General features: G+C 62.9%; 19 protein-coding genes and 2 pseudogenes. 5 read left to right on the top strand and 16 right to left on the bottom strand.

Annotated elements, in window-relative coordinates:
- Positions 1–18: 18 nt before the first annotated feature.
- Both cydB and cydX read left to right on the top strand, forming a co-directional pair.
- Positions 19–1,155, top strand: a complete 1,137-nt coding sequence (cydB, locus tag UC34_RS02710; protein WP_044457662.1) for a cytochrome d ubiquinol oxidase subunit II — start codon at positions 19–21, stop codon at positions 1,153–1,155.
- 15 nt (positions 1,156–1,170) lie between these two features.
- The gene (gene cydX / locus UC34_RS02705; protein WP_023597792.1) at positions 1,171–1,287 is read left to right on the top strand and encodes a cytochrome bd-I oxidase subunit CydX; all 117 of its coding nucleotides are present in this window, start codon (positions 1,171–1,173) and stop codon (positions 1,285–1,287) included.
- Between the two features lie 85 nt (positions 1,288–1,372).
- Here the strand turns inward: cydX and UC34_RS02700 are convergent, their stop codons facing one another.
- From UC34_RS02700 to UC34_RS02680, 5 genes are all read right to left on the bottom strand, one after another.
- Positions 1,373–1,978 (bottom strand): SCO family protein, encoded by a 606-nt coding sequence (locus UC34_RS02700; RefSeq protein WP_044453758.1) that lies wholly within the window; start codon positions 1,976–1,978, stop codon positions 1,373–1,375.
- A 118-nt stretch (positions 1,979–2,096) separates the two neighbouring features.
- Complete coding sequence (cyoE, locus tag UC34_RS02695; protein ID WP_044453757.1) at positions 2,097–3,002, bottom strand: heme o synthase; 906 nt, start codon at positions 3,000–3,002, stop codon at positions 2,097–2,099.
- A 16-nt stretch (positions 3,003–3,018) separates the two neighbouring features.
- Complete coding sequence (locus tag UC34_RS02690; protein WP_044453754.1) at positions 3,019–4,218, bottom strand: COX15/CtaA family protein; 1,200 nt, start codon at positions 4,216–4,218, stop codon at positions 3,019–3,021.
- Between the two features lie 108 nt (positions 4,219–4,326).
- On the bottom strand, positions 4,327–4,971 hold the full coding sequence (locus UC34_RS02685; RefSeq protein ID WP_063389811.1) for an SCO family protein: 645 nt from the start codon (positions 4,969–4,971) through the stop codon (positions 4,327–4,329).
- Positions 4,972–5,046: 75 nt separating this feature from the next.
- Positions 5,047–5,781, bottom strand: a complete 735-nt coding sequence (locus UC34_RS02680; protein WP_044453750.1) for an SURF1 family protein — start codon at positions 5,779–5,781, stop codon at positions 5,047–5,049.
- A gap of 153 nt (positions 5,782–5,934) precedes the next feature.
- Here UC34_RS02680 and UC34_RS02675 point away from each other — a divergent pair, with 153 nt between their 5' ends.
- Together UC34_RS02675 and UC34_RS02670 are read left to right on the top strand one after the other, a co-directional pair.
- Positions 5,935–6,138, top strand: coding sequence for a twin transmembrane helix small protein (locus UC34_RS02675; RefSeq protein WP_044453748.1), 204 nt, complete (start codon positions 5,935–5,937; stop codon positions 6,136–6,138).
- 317 nt (positions 6,139–6,455) lie between these two features.
- Positions 6,456–7,719 (top strand): annotated as a pseudogene (locus tag UC34_RS02670) (IS110 family RNA-guided transposase).
- Between the two features lie 179 nt (positions 7,720–7,898).
- On the opposite strand, the gene UC34_RS02665 reads toward UC34_RS02670, so the two are convergent.
- The 7 genes and pseudogenes from UC34_RS02665 to UC34_RS02640 all read right to left on the bottom strand — a co-directional run bounded on the left by UC34_RS02665 (position 7,899) and on the right by UC34_RS02640 (position 13,121).
- On the bottom strand, positions 7,899–8,759 hold the full coding sequence (locus tag UC34_RS02665; protein ID WP_044453746.1) for a cytochrome c oxidase subunit 3: 861 nt from the start codon (positions 8,757–8,759) through the stop codon (positions 7,899–7,901).
- A 39-nt stretch (positions 8,760–8,798) separates the two neighbouring features.
- Entirely contained in the window at positions 8,799–9,020 is a 222-nt protein-coding gene (locus UC34_RS02660; RefSeq protein WP_044453744.1) for a DUF2970 domain-containing protein, read from the bottom strand.
- Positions 9,013–9,630 carry a cytochrome c oxidase assembly protein gene (locus UC34_RS02655; RefSeq protein ID WP_044453742.1) on the bottom strand — a complete coding sequence of 206 codons (618 nt, stop codon included), beginning with the start codon at positions 9,628–9,630 and terminating at the stop codon, positions 9,013–9,015. The genes UC34_RS02660 and UC34_RS02655 overlap by 8 nt, the downstream gene beginning before the upstream one ends.
- A complete protein-coding gene (locus UC34_RS25710; RefSeq protein WP_217431254.1) occupies positions 9,631–9,750 on the bottom strand; it encodes a cytochrome oxidase small assembly protein in 120 nt (39 codons plus the stop codon).
- Between the two features lie 2 nt (positions 9,751–9,752).
- Positions 9,753–11,345: a cytochrome c oxidase subunit I gene (gene ctaD, locus UC34_RS02650; protein ID WP_044453740.1), complete on the bottom strand. Its 1,593-nt coding sequence runs from the start codon at positions 11,343–11,345 to the stop codon at positions 9,753–9,755.
- A 43-nt stretch (positions 11,346–11,388) separates the two neighbouring features.
- A pseudogene (coxB, locus tag UC34_RS02645) lies at positions 11,389–12,606 on the bottom strand (cytochrome c oxidase subunit II); the annotation flags it as partial.
- 41 nt (positions 12,607–12,647) lie between these two features.
- Entirely contained in the window at positions 12,648–13,121 is a 474-nt protein-coding gene (locus UC34_RS02640; protein WP_044457661.1) for a DUF2244 domain-containing protein, read from the bottom strand.
- 626 nt (positions 13,122–13,747) lie between these two features.
- On the opposite strand from UC34_RS02640, the gene UC34_RS02635 reads away from it, so the two are divergent.
- Positions 13,748–14,608, top strand: a complete 861-nt coding sequence (locus tag UC34_RS02635) for an autoinducer binding domain-containing protein (RefSeq protein ID WP_044453736.1) — start codon at positions 13,748–13,750, stop codon at positions 14,606–14,608.
- Here the strand turns inward: UC34_RS02635 and UC34_RS02630 are convergent.
- The 4 genes from UC34_RS02630 to UC34_RS02615 all read right to left on the bottom strand — a co-directional run bounded on the left by UC34_RS02630 (position 14,559) and on the right by UC34_RS02615 (position 18,739).
- Positions 14,559–15,203 (bottom strand): flavin reductase family protein, encoded by a 645-nt coding sequence (locus tag UC34_RS02630; protein ID WP_044453734.1) that lies wholly within the window; start codon positions 15,201–15,203, stop codon positions 14,559–14,561. The genes UC34_RS02635 and UC34_RS02630 overlap by 50 nt on opposite strands.
- 127 nt (positions 15,204–15,330) lie before the next feature.
- On the bottom strand, positions 15,331–16,299 hold the full coding sequence (locus UC34_RS02625) for an FAD-dependent oxidoreductase (protein ID WP_044453732.1): 969 nt from the start codon (positions 16,297–16,299) through the stop codon (positions 15,331–15,333).
- On the bottom strand, positions 16,296–17,726 hold the full coding sequence (locus UC34_RS02620) for a threonine synthase (RefSeq protein WP_052810873.1): 1,431 nt from the start codon (positions 17,724–17,726) through the stop codon (positions 16,296–16,298). The genes UC34_RS02625 and UC34_RS02620 overlap by 4 nt, the downstream gene beginning before the upstream one ends.
- Complete coding sequence (locus tag UC34_RS02615) at positions 17,726–18,739, bottom strand: ornithine carbamoyltransferase (RefSeq protein ID WP_052810872.1); 1,014 nt, start codon at positions 18,737–18,739, stop codon at positions 17,726–17,728. Before UC34_RS02615 ends, UC34_RS02620 begins: the two co-directional genes overlap by 1 nt.
- Between the last annotated feature and the right edge of the window lie 30 nt (positions 18,740–18,769).

The raw sequence follows: 18,769 nt of genomic DNA, 5'->3' as shown, positions 1-18,769 counted from the left end.
AGACACGACATCATGATGATCGATTACACCATCCTCAAGCTGATCTGGTGGGTGCTCATCGGCGTGCTGCTGATCGGCTTCGCCTTCTTCGACGGCTTCGACATGGGCACCGGCACGCTGCTGCCATTCCTGGGCAAGACGGACGCGGAGCGACGCGTCATCATCAACACCGTCGCACCGACGTGGGAAGGCAATCAGGTGTGGTTCGTCACGGCGGGCGGGGCGATGTTCGCCGCGTGGCCGCTCGTCTACGCCGCCGCCTTCTCGGGCCTTTACTGGGCGCTGTTGCTCGTGCTCTTCGCGCTGTTCCTGCGACCTGTCGGCTTCGACTACCGCAACAAGTTGCCGAGCGCTCGCTGGCGTAACGCGTGGGACTGGGCGCTGTTCGTGGGCAGCACGGTACCGTCGCTGGTGTTTGGCGTGGCGTTCGGCAACTTGCTGCTCGGCCTGCCGTTCTCGTTCGACAACACGCTGCGCTCCACCTACACGGGCTCGTTCTGGGCGCTGCTCAACCCGTTTGCGCTGCTCTGCGGACTGGTCAGTCTGCTCATGCTGCTCACGCACGGTGCGGCACACCTTCGCATGAAGGCCGATCCGATCGTGGCGGCGCGCGCCGGACGCATCATGCGCATGACCGCACTCGGCACGCTGCTCCTGTTCCTGGTGGCGGGCGTGATCGTGGCGACGCATGTCGACGGCTTCGCCATCACAAACATGGGCGCGACCAATGCACCGGCCAATCCACTCATGAAGCAGGTCACGACCGGTCCGGGCCTGTGGCTCACGAACTACCAGACGTATCCGTGGATGATCGCGGCGCCGGTCGTCGCCTGCCTGTGCGCGCTGCTCGCCGCCCTGCTCGCGACCAGCCGCGCCTATGCCTGGACGTTCGTCGTCACCGGGCTGATGATGGCCGGCATCATTCTGACTGCCGGCTTCTCGATGTTCCCGTTCGTGATGCCCTCGGCCACCGCGCCGGGCAGCAGCCTCACGGTCTGGGACGCGACGTCGAGTCAGCTCACGCTGCAAATCATGCTTATCGCCGTGGTCGTCTTCCTGCCCATCGTTCTGCTCTACACCGGCTGGGTGTATCGCGTGATTCGTGGCCGCGTGACGATCGAGACGGTCAACGACAACCCGCACACGATGTACTGATCAAGGAGTCGCGACATGTGGTACTTCTCTTGGATTCTCGGCCTTGGCCTCGCGCTCGCGTTCGGCATCATCAACGTGATGTGGTTCGAAGCGCATGACGATCTCGAACGTCGCAGTCAGGAAGGCAACTGAAGCCGACTTGCGCCATCTGACGCAGCAATGAAAATCGCGCCTCCAGAGGCGCGATTTTTTTGGATGGACGACCGCTGGCGACAACTTAGCTCAGCAGCGCCTTCAGGTCCTTGGCCATGGCGTCGACAGGCTCGTCGGGGCGCATGAACAGACGCAATTGCCCGCTCGGATCGAACACGTAAATGCCCGCGGTGTGATCGATGGTGTAGTTGTTCGGCGTGGATCCCTCGACCTTGTTGACGACCACGCGAAACGACTTGGTCAGAGTCTTGAGCGCTGCGTCGTCAGCCGGACGCAGACCCACGAACGCCGGATTGAATGCCGGCACGTACTGCCCCATCAGTTCCGCGGTGTCTCGCTGCGGGTCGACGGTCACAAACAGCACCTGCACACGCTTGGCGTCGTCCGGGCCGAGCTTTTGCATGACCTGGTTGAGTTCGGCCATCGTGGTCGGGCAAACGTCCGGGCAATGCGTGTAGCCGAAGAACATCACCACCGCCCGCCCCTTGTAATCGGCCAGCGTGCGGGTTTTGCCCTGCGGGTCCTGCAACGCGAAGTCCTGCGCGAATTCCTTGTTGCCGGTGATATCCAGACTCGTGAACGTCGGGCCTTGCTTGCCGCATGCGGCGAGAAGTACGGTGAGCCCCATAAGCCACATCGCGCGGCGCAACCAGATGACAGCAAGATTCATGAACGAATGACCCCAGAACGTATGGAAAAAACGCCTTCCGAAAATACAACAGGCGCGCCGGTCGGGAATACCGTAACGCGCCTGTCGTCGTGATGCAGTCTGCGGACTTGCGACGTGCTCAGCCCAGCAGATAGATCTGTACGTAATGATCGACGAGCAACGCCGCGAACAGCAGCGAAAGATAGACGATCGAGTAGCGGAACATCGAGCGCGAGAGCTCATCGGAATACTTGCGCCACAGCTTGACGGCGTATCCCAGGAAGATGCCCGAGAGCACCACGGCGCTCACCAGATACAGATACCCGCTCATGCGATGCGCGAACGGCAGCAACGACACGGCGAACAGCACCACGCTGTAGAGCAGGATTTGCAGACGCGTGTACTTCTCGCCGTGCGTGATCGGCAGCATGGGCAGACCGGAGTTCACGTAGTCCTGACGGCGATAGAGGGCGAGCGCCCAGAAGTGCGGCGGCGTCCACACGAAGATGATGAGCACGAGAATCCACGCGTCGGCCGGCACGGCGCCGGTGACCGCCGCCCAGCCCAGCGCGGGCGGCATCGCCCCGGCAGCGCCGCCGATCACGATGTTCTGCGGCGTGGAGGGCTTGAGGATGATGGTGTAGATCAACGCATAGCCGACGAACGTCCCCAGCGTGAGCCACATCGTCAGCGCATTGGTGAACGTGTAGAGCACCACCATGCCGGCGCCGCCCAGAATCGTCGAGAAGACGATGATTTGCCACGGGGCGATCTCGCCGCGTGCGGACGGACGCCACGCGGTGCGGCGCATGAGCGCATCCACGCGTTGCTCGATCAGGCAGTTCACGGCGAAGGCGGATCCGGCGAGCAGCCAGATGCCGATGGTGCCGCCGATCAGCACCTGCCACGGCACCATGCCGCGCGTGGACAGGAACATGCCGATCACGGCACAGAACACAGCGAGCTGCGTCACGCGGGGCTTGGTCAGCGCCCAGTACTGCGCGATACGGCTGGCTGGCGGATGGGGAAGGGTCGTGCTTTTCATATCTGAAGGCAATGCGCTACGCCGGGCCAGTGGGGGCGCCGAGCGGTGCGGCAGCCGGCTCCGCGGTGGAGAGAGGCGTCTGGCGGGCCGAAAGGTCTGCCTGATTCATCAGGCCGGACGCAAAAGGCGCCGCTTCAAACTCTTGGACGAGCCCGGCGGCGCGAATGCGGTAGTTTAACATGACGAGCAAAAGCAGCAGGACGGCCGCCCCGCCGTTGTGCGCGATGGCGTTGAGCAACGGCCATTGGAAAACGATGTTCGACAGCCCCGTGGCAAATTGCACGAGCACCAGTATCAATACCAGAATCGACAGCCTTCTGAGCGCGGCATGACGTCGCAGCCGGCTCGCCAGCCACGCCAGATACAGCACCACGACCACGGCGAAAGTGCGATGCGCCCAATGGATTGCCACGAGCGCGTCCATGGGAATCACCTCGCCGCCAGCCGTCTTGCCCAGTTCACGCCACAGCTTGAAGCCGTTGTGGAAGTCCATCGGCGGTATCCATTGACCCTGACACGTTGGGAAGTCGGTACATGCCAATACAGCGTAGTTGGTACTTACCCATCCGCCAAGGGCAATCTGGAAGACGAGCAACGCCAGGCCGATCAGCGCCGCAGTGCGCCACCGCAAGGCCCCGGGGTCGGCGGCGACGCTCGCGAGCGGCATCTGTCGCGAGGCCAGCCAGGCAAGCGAGCCCAATAGTGTGAGCGCCAGCATCAGGTGAATGGACACGATCACCGGCTGGAGCTTCATCGTGACCGTCCATGCGCCGAATGCGCCTTGCACGCAAACGAGGACCAGCAACCCTGTGGCGAGCCACGGCGACTGCTTCAGTTCGCGGCGCTTCACCCAGGCCATGACCATCAGCACGATGATGAGCACGCCCACCGCCATGGCGAAATAGCGGTGGATCATCTCGATCCACGCCTTCACGAAGGTGACCGGCCCGCTCGGCAACAGCAGTTGCGCGGCGTGGATGTCGGCGTGCGCCGCAAACGGCGACGACGTGCCGTAGCACCCCGGCCAGTCGGGACAGCCCAGCCCCGAATCCGTCAGCCGTGTGAAGCCGCCGAACATGATCAGGTCGAGCGTGAGATAGGTCGTCACCCAGGCCAGTTTGCGGTACTTGTTGGCGTCACGGCGCAACACCACCCAGCCGAGCGGCAGCACCGCGATGCACAGGCCGATGAAGCCCAGTTCCAGAAGGTAAAGCATTGGTTTTACGTCAGTTCTTCGTCATGTCTGGCGTGGCGCGACGCCACGCGCGGGGTTCATTCCGGCACCATCCTGCATCACAAGTTGGCGCCCACTCCGCTCTCCGCATCAACCCGTGCCGGACCATTTGAGCAGTCGCGACAGGTCGCTCTTGATCTTGCCCGGATCGGCGTTCTTCGGGAACGCCATCATCAGGTTGCCCAGCGGGTCGACCAGATAAATGTGGTCGCGCAAGCCGGTGCCCTCCTGTGTCGGCAGCCACGCGGCGAGGGCGACCGGATCGGCGCGCAAACGCCGCGTGTCGGGATACGCGTCGTCGATCTGCTTCGACACGGCCGAGGCGTCGGTGACGAGCCACAGTGTCTCCACGCGCGTGCGCTCATTGCCCTGCAACACACGGATCTGCCGCATGTAGAACAGCTTGCTGACGCAGTTCTCATCGCAGGTCGCGGTATCCGCACTGATCATCAGCCACTTGCCCTTGAGGGACGCCAGCGGCAGGTCCTCGCCGGACTCGTCATCATGGACGACCAATGTGGGTAGCGGTCGCTGCGGTTCGATCAACTTGCCGTAGGCCGAGGTGCCGCCCTGCGGTTTGAAGACGAAATACATGAGATACGCCGCGACTGCGGGCGCCGCACACACGGCGAACAGCAGGACGAGCATACGTCGCGCCCGACGTCGCTGCCCCGGGTCGATGGCGGGATTGCCGGGGTTCCCCGCGTTTGCGGCGGTCCTCACGTCTGCACTCATATTCACCTTTTGCACTTATGCCTTATGCCCACGCCATGCCGATGGCAGCCACCATGCCGACATGCCGTCATACCGTTACGCGTGATTTAGCCCATCGCGCCCATCGGTGGTCGACGTCAGCCGACGGCCGCGTCGATACGCCAGTCGCAGACCGAGCAACGCCAGTATCAACGACAGGCCGAACCACTGCACCATATAACCATAGTTGCGATCCGCGCCGCTCGCCGGCGCGGGCCAGTCGCGCAGCAAGTGGTCGCCCGTGTCGTTCGTCTGCATGATGACGAACGGTTGCAACGGCAGCGACGTTTCACGCGCGTAATCCGCCACGTCCAGATTCTGGCGAATCGCCAGCCCCGCAGCCGAGCCACCGTGCCCCAGTTCGAAGGCACGTGACGGATCCTGTGCGGCAATGCCTTCTATCGTAACGTCGCCCGCCGGGGTGGCGTACGGCATGATCGCTTCGCGATCGCGCAAATCCCGCGGCAACCAGCCACGATTGACGAGTACGACGTGCTCGGGCGACACCTGCAACGCCATCACCACATAGAAGCCGGGCAATTCGTTGCGCGGCCGGTTGTCCAGATACACCACACGGTTCGTCAAAAAACGCCCGGTCACGCGGACCCGTCGGTGTGTAACGTCTGCGAGCGAATAGGCCCTGTCGCCAAGTGCGATCACCGGCGCACGCTCTGCGTGTTCGATCTGTGCCTGGCGCGCCAGGCGCATCTGCGCGCGCTGATACTGCCACACGCCAAGCGACGCGCTCAGCATCACGCCCAGCAGAATCAGCACCGTCGGCACCGGCCGCATGCCACGCAAAAGGGTTTTCAACACGTACGTTCCTTGTCCACCAGTCGCTGCTGCCGTCCGATGGCGCACGACACGGGCGGGATACACTGCATTGCAGCGTGCCAGCACAAGGGCATTGCCCGATAATGAAACATTCCCGTGCCCGGATACATCATGCGCATCATCGTTGCCATCGCCTTCGTCCTGATTCTCGGCAGTCTGGCGTCCGCATTGTTTTTCATGATGCGGGACAAGGGCCGATCGAACCGCACCGTGCAATCGCTCGCCGTGCGCGTCGGCCTGTCGGTGACGCTGTTCCTGCTCATCCTGTTCGCCAACTGGATGGGCTGGATTCACAGCACGGGCATACGATACTGAGTCCCGCACCGCCCCCCTGCGGCAAAAGGCCGCACCCCTTCCCTGTCGCTTCGCCTTGCGCCAAAGAACGTCTTTCTGCGCCGGGCGCCGATGCATCGCGGCGCGTCAAGCGATGACATTGCGACGCTGCGACATAAGGCCGCCCCCGTTACTATGTTCGCACCTCGATAATCGAGGTTTTGGCCAGCCAGGCCCGGCATGATTCCCGCCCCCAGTCGTAACCATGATCCGGGGGGTGTTGTCACCGGGTCTGGTGGGTGGCTGGTGATCGCTGATAGGGGTTTGGCACGGATATTCCGACGCCGTCCGTAACGTGGATGCCGAGACTTGCCACCAGGGTTCTTGCAGGCCAATTCACTTTTTGTGCCAACTGCAATGCATAACTTTCCACTTCATGACGCCGTCGATGTCTTCATCGGCGTCGACGTCGGCAAAGGCCACCACCATGCCGTCGCTCTCGATCGCAACGGCCGTCGCCTCTACAACAAGGCCCTGCCTAACGATGAGACCCAACTGCGCGCCCTCATCGATGAGTTGAAAGCCCACGGCCAGCTCCTGTTCGTCGTCGATCAGCCGGCTACCATCGGCGCACTGCCGCTGGCCGTAGCCCGCGACGCCGGTACGCTAGTCGCCTACTTGCCAGGTCTGGCTATGCGTCGCATCGCCGACCTGCACGCAGGCGAAGCCAAGACCGACGCGCGCGACGCCGCCGTCATCGCAGATGCCGCACGCACCATGCCGCATACGCTGCGCTCATTGCGTCTGGCCGATGAGCCGCTCGCCGAGCTCACTATGCTGTGTGGCTTCGACGACGACCTGGCCGCCCAAGCCAACCAAACCAGCAACCGCATTCGCGGCCTGCTCACGCAGATTCATCCCGCGCTTGAGCGCGTGCTCGGACCTCGCCTGGATCATCCCGCCGTGCTCGATCTGCTTGAGCGCTACCCCTCACCCGCAGCACTGGCGGCCGCGGGCCAAAAAACGCTGGCGAATCGCCTGATCAAGCTCGCACCACGCATTGGCAAGAGCTTGGCCGCCGACATCGCGCAGGCGCTTACCGAACAAACCGTAGTCGTGCCGGGTACTCATGCCGCCACGCTGGTGATGCCGCGTCTGGCCCAGCAACTGGCCGCCCTACGCAAGCAACGCGACGAGATCGCCGCCGAGGTCGAGCGCCTGGTGCAAAGCAACCCTCTTTGGCCGGTCCTGAGCAGCATGCCCGGAGTCGGGCTCAGGACCGCAGCGCGACTCCTGACCGAGGTGGCGCACAAGGCCTTTGCCTCGGCCGCCCACCTGGCGGCCTATGCTGGCCTAGCGCCGGTGACCCGGCGCTCTGGCGCCTCGATTCGCGGCGAACACCCCTCTCGACGTGGCAATAAGGTACTCAAACGCGCCCTGTTTCTCTCGGCCTTTGCGGCTTTGCGAGACCCGATCTCAAGGGCTTACTACAGTCGAAAAATCCAGCAGGGCAAGCGCCACAACCAGGCACTTATCGCGCTGGCTCGCCGGCGCTGCGACGTCCTTTTTGCCATGCTACGCGACGGCACTTTTTATCAACCCAAAACGGACCCCAGTGCTTGACGAACTACATAGGGGCACCCCCCCACGCCTTCGGCGATTGGCCTGAAAGCCCCTACTGGCCTATCCGGCAAGCGCCCGTCACGTCCGCAGTCACGTCCGCAGTCACGTCCGCAAATGGAAACGCCGCCGGAATCCGGCGGCGCCCTGAGCGTTGACGGTATCGACGACGGGGGCCGGCGTCAGAGCCAGTACACGACGACGTACAGCCCGAGCCAGACCACGTCCACAAAGTGCCAGTACCAGGCTGCGCCTTCGAAACCGAAGTGATGATCCGGCGTGAAGTGCCCCTTCATCAGACGCACCAGCATGACGGAGAGCATGATTGCGCCCATCATCACGTGAAAACCGTGAAAGCCGGTGAGCAGGAAGAACGTCGAGCCATAGACGCCCGAGGTCAGCTTCAGGTTCAGTTCGGTGTAAGCGTGGTGATATTCATACGCCTGGAAGCCCAGGAATACGAAGCCGAGCACGACGGTAGCGAACAGCCAGAAGATCGCGCTGCCACGATGGTTCGCACGCAGAGCGTGGTGCGAAATCGTCAGCGTGACGCCCGAGGTGAGCAGCAGTGCCGTGTTGAGCGTCGGGATCGGCCACGGGCCCATCGTCTCGAACGCATCGACCACACCCGCCGGGCCGGTGTTCGGCCACACAGCGGTAAAGTCGGGCCACAGCAGCTTGTTATCGAGGTCGCCCAACCATGGCATGGCCAGCGTACGTGCGTAGAACAACGCCCCGAAGAATGCGCCGAAGAACATCACCTCCGAGAAGATGAACCAGCTCATGCCCCAGCGGTAGGACACATCGATGCGCTTGCTGTACAGGCCGCCTTCGGACTCTGCGATGGAGTCGCCGAACCAGCTGCGCAGCACCCAAAGCACCCATAGCAGGCCGACCAGCGCCGTCCACGGCGCCCACGATAGTCCGTTGACCCACGCGGCGGCCGATGCGAGCACCACCAGCAAGCCGACGCTGCAGCTCACCGGGTGACGCGAGGGGGCCGGCACGAAGTAGTAAGGCGCCGTTTGGTGTTGACCACTCATTCTTATCTCTCCAGGCTTGGTTCTCTTTGTCTATGCCAATCACGTCGCGAGCCGAATGGCGAGCTTCGCCAGAAATACCAGCGCCACGACGAACAGGATGCCCCCGATCAGTCCCGCAACGATCAGATGCACAGGGTTGAGCTGCGCCATGTCGCGGTCGTGATCACGTCCCTTGCGCACACCGAAAAACGACCAGAACACCGCACCGATGGTCTGGAAGAACGACAGTTTGCGCTGGGTCGCCTCCTTCAGGTCATCCATTGCCGCCCTTGCCTCCTCCTGTCGCTCCTGCGCTCGCCTCGCCAACCTGGGAACCCGTCGGGGCGTCCGCGCGTTGACTGGCGTCGTTCTTGCCGAGATCGAAAAAAGTATAGGACAGCGTGATCGTATTCACATCCTTGGGCAGCTTCGTGTCGACCACGAACACCACCGGAAACTCCTTGGCCTCACCGGCCTTGAGGGTTTGCTGCGTGAAGCAGAAACACTCGATCTTCTTGAAGTAGCTCGCCGCCTGCGCCGGCGCATAGCTCGGAATCGCCTGCGCGCGCACTTCATGCGGTTGTTGATTCGCCACTTCGTATTCGATGGTCGCCATCTGGCCCGGATGCACCGTCAGGCTGCGCTTCGCCGGCTTGAAGCGCAGCGGTCCCTGCGCGTTGGCGTCGAACTCGACCGTGATCGTGCGACTCTCGTCGATCTGCGAATTACGCGCACTGATCTGCGTGGTGCGATCGCCCAGCTGGTTAATGCCCACGAGGTCGCAAAACGCGCGGTAGAACGGCACCATCGCGTAGCCGAAACCGAACATCACCGCGACGAGCAGCAACAGCTTGCTGAAGGTGCGTGCGTTGATGCGTCGCAGGCCGGCCATTCAGATACCGCCCAACAGCTTGGTCTTGATCATCACGCCGACGAAGAAGGCCAGCACGACCGAGCCGAGAATCAGCCCGGTGCGCAGGTTCTTCGCCCGCTGTTCGCGACTGAGCGCCATGCTCAATGCACCTTCGGCGGCGTCTCGAAGGTATGGAACGGCGCCGGGCTCGGCACGGTCCACTCCAGCCCTTCCGCACCGTCCCACGGTTTGGCGTCGGCGGCCTTGCCACCGCGCCATGCCGGCAGCGCCACCCAGAACAGGAAGTACACCTGCATCAGGCCGAAACCGAAGGCGCCGATGGTCGCCAACTGGTTGAAGTCGGTGAATTGCGCCGGGTAGTCGGCATAGCGACGCGGCATGCCGGCCAGCCCCAGGAAGTGCATCGGGAAGAACGTCACGTTGAACGTGATGAGCGAGCCCCAGAAGTGGAACTTGCCGCGCCACTCGTTGTACATGTGGCCTGTCCACTTCGGTACCCAGTAATAGAACCCTGAGAACAGCGCGAAGAGTGAACCGGCCACCAGCACATAGTGGAAGTGCGCCACCACGTAGTAAGTCCCGTGCATCTGGATATCGAGCGGCGCGAGCGAGAGCATCAGGCCGGTGAAGCCGCCCATCGTGAACACGAAGAGGAAGCCGACGGCGAAGAGCATCGGCGTCTCGAACGTCAGCGCGCCCTTCCACATCGTGGCGACCCAGTTGAAGACCTTCACGCCCGTGGGCACGGAGATCAGCATGGTCGCGTACATGAAGAACAGCTGCCCCGTGACCGGCATGCCCGTGACGAACATGTGGTGCGCCCACACCATGAACGACAGAATCGCGATCGATGCCGTGGCGTACACCATCGAGCTATAGCCGAAGAGCGGCTTGCGCGAGAACGCCGGAATGACCTGCGAGACGATCCCGAAGGCCGGCAAAATCATGATGTACACCTCCGGGTGTCCGAAGAACCAGAAGATGTGCTGATACATGACCGGGTCGCCGCCACCCGCCGCGTTGAAGAACGACGTCCCGAAGTGACGGTCCGTAAGCAGCATCGTGATCGCGCCGGCGAGCACCGGCATCACGGCGATGAGCAGATAAGCGGTAATCAGCCACGTCCACACGAACATCGGCATCTTCATGAGCGTCATGCCCGGCGCGCGCATGTTCAGAATCGTGACGATGATGTTGATCGCGCCCATGATCGACGACGCGCCCAGAATGTGGGCCCCGAAGATCGCCAGATCCTGGCCCGGTCCCATCTGTACCGACAGGGGGGCGTACATCGTCCAGCCGGCAGCAGTGGCGCCGCCCGGCACGAGGAACGACGAAATCAGCAGCAGACCGCCGACCGGCAGCAGCCAGAAGCTGAAGTTGTTCATGCGCGCGAACGCCATGTCCGAAGCGCCGATCTGCAACGGAATCATCCAGTTCGCGAAACCTACGAACGCCGGCATGATCGCGCCGAAAATCATCACCAGTCCGTGCATGGTGGTGAGCTGATTGAAGAACTCCGGGCGGATGAACTGCAAGCCCGGCTCGAACAATTCGGCACGGATCATCAAGGCCATCACGCCGCCCGAGAGCAGCATGACGAACGAGAAGATCATGTACATCGTGCCGATGTCCTTGTGATTCGTCGCGAACAGCCACCGACGCCATCCGTGCGGATGGTCGTGCGCGTGATCGTCGTGACCCGCCACGTGATCGTGAGCGATGGAACTCATACCCAATCTCCTTGCTTCGAACTGGTCGAACGACTTAACTGTTCTTCGCTGCGTCTGCCGCGGCGCCGACCGCGTTGGCCGACTTGTTGCCGCGTGCCTCACGCACCTGCGCCGGCTGAACGACGTCGCCGGTCTTGTTGCTCCACGAATTGCGCTCGTACGTGATGACGGCCGCAAGCTCCACATCGTTCAGATGCGACCAGTTCGGCATCGCATTCTTGCCATGCAGCACGATGCTGACGTGATCCGCCACCGGACCGGTCACGATCTTGCCGCCGTCGAGCGCCGGGAACGCACCGCCGCCCTTGCCGTTGGGCTGGTGACACACCGCGCAATTCGATGCGTAGACCTTCTGGCCGCGCTCCATCAATTCCTGCACGGTGTAGGTCTTGTTCGGATCGTCTGCCGACGCCGCCATCTGCTTCTTCTGCGCGTCGACCCACTTGTTGTAGTCGTCTTCCGATACCACCTTCACGACCACCGGCATGAACGCGTGCTCCTTGCCGCACAGTTCGGTGCAGAAGCCGCGATACTCGCCGACCTTCTCGGCCTTGAACCAGGTGTCGCGCACGAAGCCGGGAATGGCGTCCTGCTTGATGCCGAAGGCGGGCACGTAGAACGAGTGGATGACGTCGTTGGCCGTGGTGATCAGGCGCACCTTCTTGTTGACCGGCACGACCATCGGGTTGTCGACTTCCTGCAAGTACGTATTGCTCTTCGGCTCGGCGCCGTCGATCTGGCTGCGCGGTGTCGTGAGCGTGGAGAGGAACTTGATGCCCTCGCCGTCACCCTTCAGGTAGTCGTAGCCCCACTTCCACTGATATCCGGTCACCTTGATGGTGAGATCGGCGTTGGTGGTGTCCTTCATGGCGACCACCGTCTTCGTGGCGGGCAACGCCATGAGAATCACGATGATGAACGGCACGACCGTCCAGATCACCTCGACCGTGGTGCTTTCGTGGAAGTTCGCGGGCTGATGGCCCTTGGATTTACGGTGCTTGATGATCGAGTAGAACATCACGCCGAACACCGCGAGGAAGATCACCAGACAGATGATCAACATCATGGTGTGAAGGCTGTGAAGCTCTTGCGCGAGCTTCGTCACCGGCGGCTGGAAGTTGAGTTCGTTGACGGCCGGCCCCCCCGGCATATCCGTGACCGCCGCCAGTGCCGGAGCGCCGACGAGCAGTGAGGCGCCCGCAAGGAAAGCCGCCAAGGCGTGTTTCGTTTTTTTCATAGCTTCCTTACCCAAAATTACCATCCAAATCCTCCCTGGCGGTCGCCCGAGATCGTCTCCATCTCTCAGGCCTGTTGGGCAAGACAACGGCGCAGCTCGCGCGCAAACGTTTCGCGGCGATGCGGCGCAAGATAGGCACCGACGGTGATCGAGCGGCTACCCGAGCGCAAGACGATGCGCGTACGCGGCGGCTTCTCGATGTCGATGCGCACCCAGCGGGGATTGAACTCGAACTGCGTCAACCTCTGTGCTGAACGTTGCTCGACCACAAGGCTCACGGGCGACAACCGAATGACCTCGTAATCTGTGGCATGCCGGGCATGAATGACGAACGCAACGCCCACCACGAGCAAGTCCAGGCCTGTGAACGGCAAGACCAACCACCCACCGCGCCACGCCGCAATCAAGGCAACACCCAGTGACACGGCGGCCAACGACAGGTAGAACAGGACAAACTGGCGCGGCGATATCGCGCAGTTGCGCTTGTGCTTCCATTCCTTCGTCACCGATCCGGCTTCGGAAGAAGAGGCTGCGAGCATCGCCATCACCCGTGGGGCATTTTGGGTCTTTCATGTCCGACGGCCGGGAACGAGTTGCGTCCGGGCCGCGACAAACTGCCGCATTATAGAACGCGCATTCTCCAAGCGACAACATTGATACCGAGTATTTGGCGCGCCATAGCATCCTCCTGAACTCATTGATGCAAAAGGGAAATCCGGTAATTCCCCTAGCGAAAAAATCTCAGCGACCGGACGACTACGGGATACTCCCTATGCGCCGACGGTTTGACACATTGCAACACGATGCGACTCGTTGCGGTGTCCTGAATACCCTGATCGACAAGACGCACGATCGATGCTCTGCGTGGTTGCGCATGGCGTCGCGACACGCAGCCACCCCCATCGTGGGTGCGCAGCGTGCTCCGCTGCGATGCGGGATTCGTCCGATATCCATCAACAGTAGACGGCGTCGCGGATTTCGCATGCGACGTTATGTCGCGCCCCGTCGTTCGGCTTCGCGACCGTGACCGACGGCATCGACATGACATTGCCACCTTTGGGCAATGGCAACCTTGCGAAGCTTCGGCGACGACCGGGCGACACACAACGCGCACTGCCATGAGACGCATGCTACAAGCGAAACATGTTCCCTACATCGTCATGTCATGTGCGCCACGCGACACTTCACCCAACATGCGTTTTCCGACGGTCTCGGCGCCCTGCGGGCCGCCAGTGATTTCGACGGCCTGCGCGCCGTGTTGCCATCGCTGTGCGCATCGCTCGGTCATCGGTTCTTTCGCTACTGCGGCCGTTTCCCGCTGCCCGACGGCACCGTTGCGACGCCACGATTCGACAATCTCCTGCGCGACTGGCGGCAACGTTACGAGCAGCACTATGAGGCGATCGATCCGGCGCTCGCGCTTGCGGCGCGTCAGCTCACGCCCATCGAATGGACCACCGGGTTGTACACGTCCCCCGAAGCCTTGTGCCTGCTCGATGAGCAGCGCGCCGCGGGGTTGCGCTTTGGTGTGACGTACCCCGTCTTCACGCCCTGCGGTGCGTCGGGCACACTGAGCTTGTCGTCGCCGCGTCGTGCGACATTGCGCCGTCACGCGCCACGCCTGTGCGACACGGCGACGAACGGCGCGCACGTGTGGCGAGAGCATGCGGGAGTGGTGCTGGCCACGCATCTGCACGAGGCGGTCTGGCGCTTCGTGCAACGCGACATGGCCGCTCGTGCGAAGCACCGCGCAGCACCGGCATTGACACCTCGCGAGCGAGAGTGTCTGAGGTGGGTTGCGCGCGGCAAGACGTCGTGGGAGATCGGCCGCATTCTCACGATTTCCGAGCACGGCGTGGTGTTCCATTTGCGCTCCGTCATGCGCAAGTTCGGCGTGTCGAGTCGTCATCGCGCCGCGAAGCTGGCCAGCGACTATGGACTGCTCGAGGACACCGAAACCCGCCGAGTGCCCGAGCTCACTTGCGTGTCGCCAGATCGGCAAGCGTCCTGTAGCGCGTCAACGTGAAGGTATCGGCCGCCGCGTTCGTGAACGATCCCCCGCCGAGACGCCCCACCGGCCTCAGCCCGTGCAAGTCCACATGGCAGGTGTCTGGATCGAGCAACGCGTCGTCGACGTGCGCCATGAGCACCGTCCCCAGCACGATCCATCCGCCGCCCGGCGCTGCACTGATTTCGATGACGTCGCGCACGCGGCACTCGTACGCTACGGCGGCTTCCTTGACGCGTGGTGGACGCACCCGCGACGACGCCACCGGGGTCGTCCCGGTGAGATCGAATTCCGACTCCCCTGCGGGCAGCGGAGCGGCAGACAGATTGACCGCGTCGATGCACGATGCGCTCGCGACATTGACCACAAACTCCGGTACCGCTTCGATGTTGCACAAGGTGTCTTTCTTGCGCTTGGGCCGTGGCGGCACGACCGGGCAGAACAACACGGTCATCGGCACACAACATACCCCCATGAAGTAGGCATATGGCGCCAGGTTCGGCCTGCCCTGCGCGTCGATCGTACTGATCCACGCGATCGGGCGGGGCAGGATCGTACTCATCATGAAGTTGTAAATCTTCCCCTCGTCGAGCGTCGACGGGTCCAGTTCCATCGTGCCTCCTCAATCGTCGTTGATTCGCCCTCGGCCGCCACTCATCGCCTTGGGCCGGTCGACAGGGCAATCGCACGCGCACGGCAATGACCGTCACAAGGGCGTGTCGTGCACACGTCAACACCCGTCATTCCAATCCAGTCCCGGCAGATTCGATGCCCGTCAGGCGAAGCACATCGTGTGCGCACCCCCATGACAAGGTGAACCCGCCACCGCCGTGACCGTAGTTATGAAACAGTCGGGCATGCTTGTCGTCCCGCGCGACGCGCGGCTTGTCCCGTATCGGCCGGAATCCGATACGGGCGTCGATCACACGCAACGCGCAAGCCCCCTCGCACAAACCGTTGCAGCGATGCAAGATGTCCCGAATCTGCGGCTCGGCGATCACGGTCGACGTCAAATCCGGATCCGCCGTCCCGCCCAGCACAATGTCGTCCACGCGTTCGACGATGTAGGTGGGCAGCGCCGGATCGGAGTCGTCGATATGGCACCCGCTCACCGTATCGTCACGCGCGGCGCGCAGCACGATTGCGCGCGAGAGCGACAGCGCATCATCGCCAAACCGTCGGCTACCGTAGCCGCAGCAATTCACCACGACGTCGGCTTCGTCGAGCAACGGTGCCGGGTCATCGACGCACCGGTGCACGTAAGTTCCTCCGAGTTCGAGGAACATGTTCATCAGATATCGGAGGTATGTCCCGGTATCGGCGACCGGCACATCCATACGGTACGCGCAGGCGAAACGCGGCGACATCCCCGGGTCCTGCACACGCTCCAGATTGGCGGCGCACTCCGCCCACCACGGTTCGCCCGCGTCGCGTCGGAAGTACTCGGTCAGTGGTTTCATGATCACGCCTGACGCGGCATCGGAGGCCAGTCGGCACATCGTGGCGTAGGTGTGACGCGCGCGCGCCAGATAGACGAGATCGGGAGCCTGATAGAACGGATGCCAGATCGCGGCGGCCAGCGATGACGTCGTCTGCGCTGGCCCCTCCGCCGCATAGATGGCAACGCGGCATCCCGCGAGCGCCATGGCGACAGCCGTCGTCAGGCCGCTAACGCCGGCGCCGAGAACGATGGCACGGTCACGGGTCACAACAGCTTCTCCCCGGCGGTCGGCGAGTGCCCGCCATTTGAAACCGCCTGCGATACAGACGGCGATACAGACCGCGATATCGGCTGCGATATGGACTGCGATATGGACTGCGCTATGGACTGCGCTATCGGCTGCGGAGCCGAATGCGGAGATGACTGCGATACCGATACCGACGGCGATACCGACGGCGATAGCGATGGCGACGTGGGCGGCGACATGTCGACACGCGACGGTTCAGTCACCTGCGCCATGCGATCGAAGCCCTGTGGCGACTTCATGCCGCTGCCGGTACCGAGCAACACTACCTGTTCGCCCGCCCGAATTCGTCCCGAGGCACGGCTCGCGTGGAGTGCCGCATAACCGGCCGCCGTCGACGGTTCGAACCACAAGCCGAAGCGCTGCGCGAGCGCGCGCGATGCCTGCCCAATCTGCGAATCGCTCAGCGCGACGCATGCGCCGCGTGTCGCGCGCAGCGCGTGTAACGCGGCGAAGTGATCGCGGGGACGTCCGACCGCAAGGCTATCCGCCACCGTATCCGGCACGACCACCGTAGGCGCTTCGGGTAACGCCGTCGTCTCATCCCCCCGTTGCCAATCACGCGAGATGCTGTTCGAGCCGACGGCTTGCGCTGCAAGCAATCGCGGCACCGCAGACGTGATGCCCAGCGCGAACAGGTCGAGAAAGCCCGCGGCAACGCCGGACAGAATGTTCCCGTCGCCCGTCGGCACGATCACCCAGTCCGGCACCTGCCAGTCAAACGCCTCGGCGATCTCGAACGCGCATGTCTTTTTCCCTTCCCGGGTGAAGGGGTTGATGCCTGTGTTTCTGCAACACACCAGCGGGTCGTCCGCCATGCGTTCCGCCATGTCGAACGCCTCGTCATAGGTGCCGTCCACCTCCCGGAGATTCGCGCCGTACGCCCGAATCTGCGCAAGCTTGACGAAGGGCGTGCGCGCAGGCACCACCACGGTCGCTGCAATGCCCTGCGAGGCCGCAATGCACGCTAGCGAGGCACCGGCATTGCCGGTCGATGCGGTCACCGCATGGGTGCACCCGGCGCGCCTTGCAACCGCCAGCACCAGCTCGGTGGCGCGATCCTTCAGCGATCCGCTGGGATTGCGCGCGTCGTCCTTGACCCACAGGCGTACGCCACCCTCGTCGCCGCAATCGACCATCGGCGTACCCCCCACACGCAATCGACTGCCCCACCGCGCCTCCACGGGCAAGAGCGCCGCATATCGCCACATGCCGTGCATGGCGCTGCCGCGGAATTCGCTCAAGACCTCGGCTGCCGAAGGCGAATCGGCATTGGCCCTGCGCTGGACGCGCAAATTCTGTCCGCAAATATGGCAGCGATAGCGGATGCCGCCCCATGCCTGCGGCGTCGCACATCGCACGCACGCGTAACGATAGGAAAACGATGTCATCACGACAACGCCCCCGGATTCAACAGATGCGCCATCACGGCGTTTTGTGCGTGCAGGCGGTTCGCCGCCTGATGGAAGACCCATGACGAAACGCCTTCCACCACATCGTCGGTGACCTCTTGCCCGCGATCCACCGGTAGGCAATGCAGGTATCCGGCGTCGGGCGCCGCAAGGGCCATGATGTCCGCGTCGACGCACCAGTCTCGGTGCTGCGCGAAGGTATCGCGCATGGCGATCTCGTCGATGGGATCGCCGTGACGCTGCGGCAAGTGTCCCAAGCTGCACCAGGACTTCGCGTACACCGCATGCGCGCGCGTCACGCCATCGCGCAGATCGTGCGTTACCCGAATGCGCGCCCCCGTCTCGTCGGCAAACGCGGCTGCCGCCTGCATCACTTGCGGATCGAGTGCAAACGGTTCGGGATGGGCCAGCGTGACATCCATCCCCGATTTGACGGCAGCCAGCAGCAGACTTTGCGGCACCGCGACCGGCTTGTGCCAACTTCCCGAGTACGTCCAGGCAATGCACAGGCGTCGACCTGCGAGTTCCCCCAGTTGCTCGCGCAACGTCATCGCGTCGGCGAGCGCCTGACACGGATGAAACCGGTCACACTCCATGTTGATGACGGGCACCCGACTCGCTTGCGCAAACGCTTCCAAATGGCGATGCGCAGCGCCGTAGACCCAACCGGCGGGTGCGCCGTACATGCGAATTGCAATCGCATCACCGTATGACGACAACACCCGGGCCACGTCGGCGATACGCTCCGTCGAATAAGGAATCTCGGCGTCTGCCAGCGCAGGCGTGTAAATGCCGTTCTGCGGATCCAGTACGATTGCGCTTCCGCCTAACCGCATGAGGCCCGTTTGAAAACTGCTTCGCGTGCGCAGCGAAGCGTTGTAGAACAGGAAATAAATCGTTCGGTTCCGAAGCGTGTCTTCGGTGCGAAGCGGATAGCGGGACTTGAACGCCAGCGCCGCGTCGAGCAGCGTTCTATAGTCCTTCGCACTCATCGTCAAATCGGGGGCAAGCCAATGGCAAGT

Source organism: Pandoraea vervacti, assembly GCF_000934605.2.
Lineage (GTDB): Bacteria > Pseudomonadota > Gammaproteobacteria > Burkholderiales > Burkholderiaceae > Pandoraea > Pandoraea vervacti.
The sequence above is the reverse complement of the archived record's forward strand: the minus strand, read 5'-3'. Positions and strand labels throughout refer to the sequence as shown.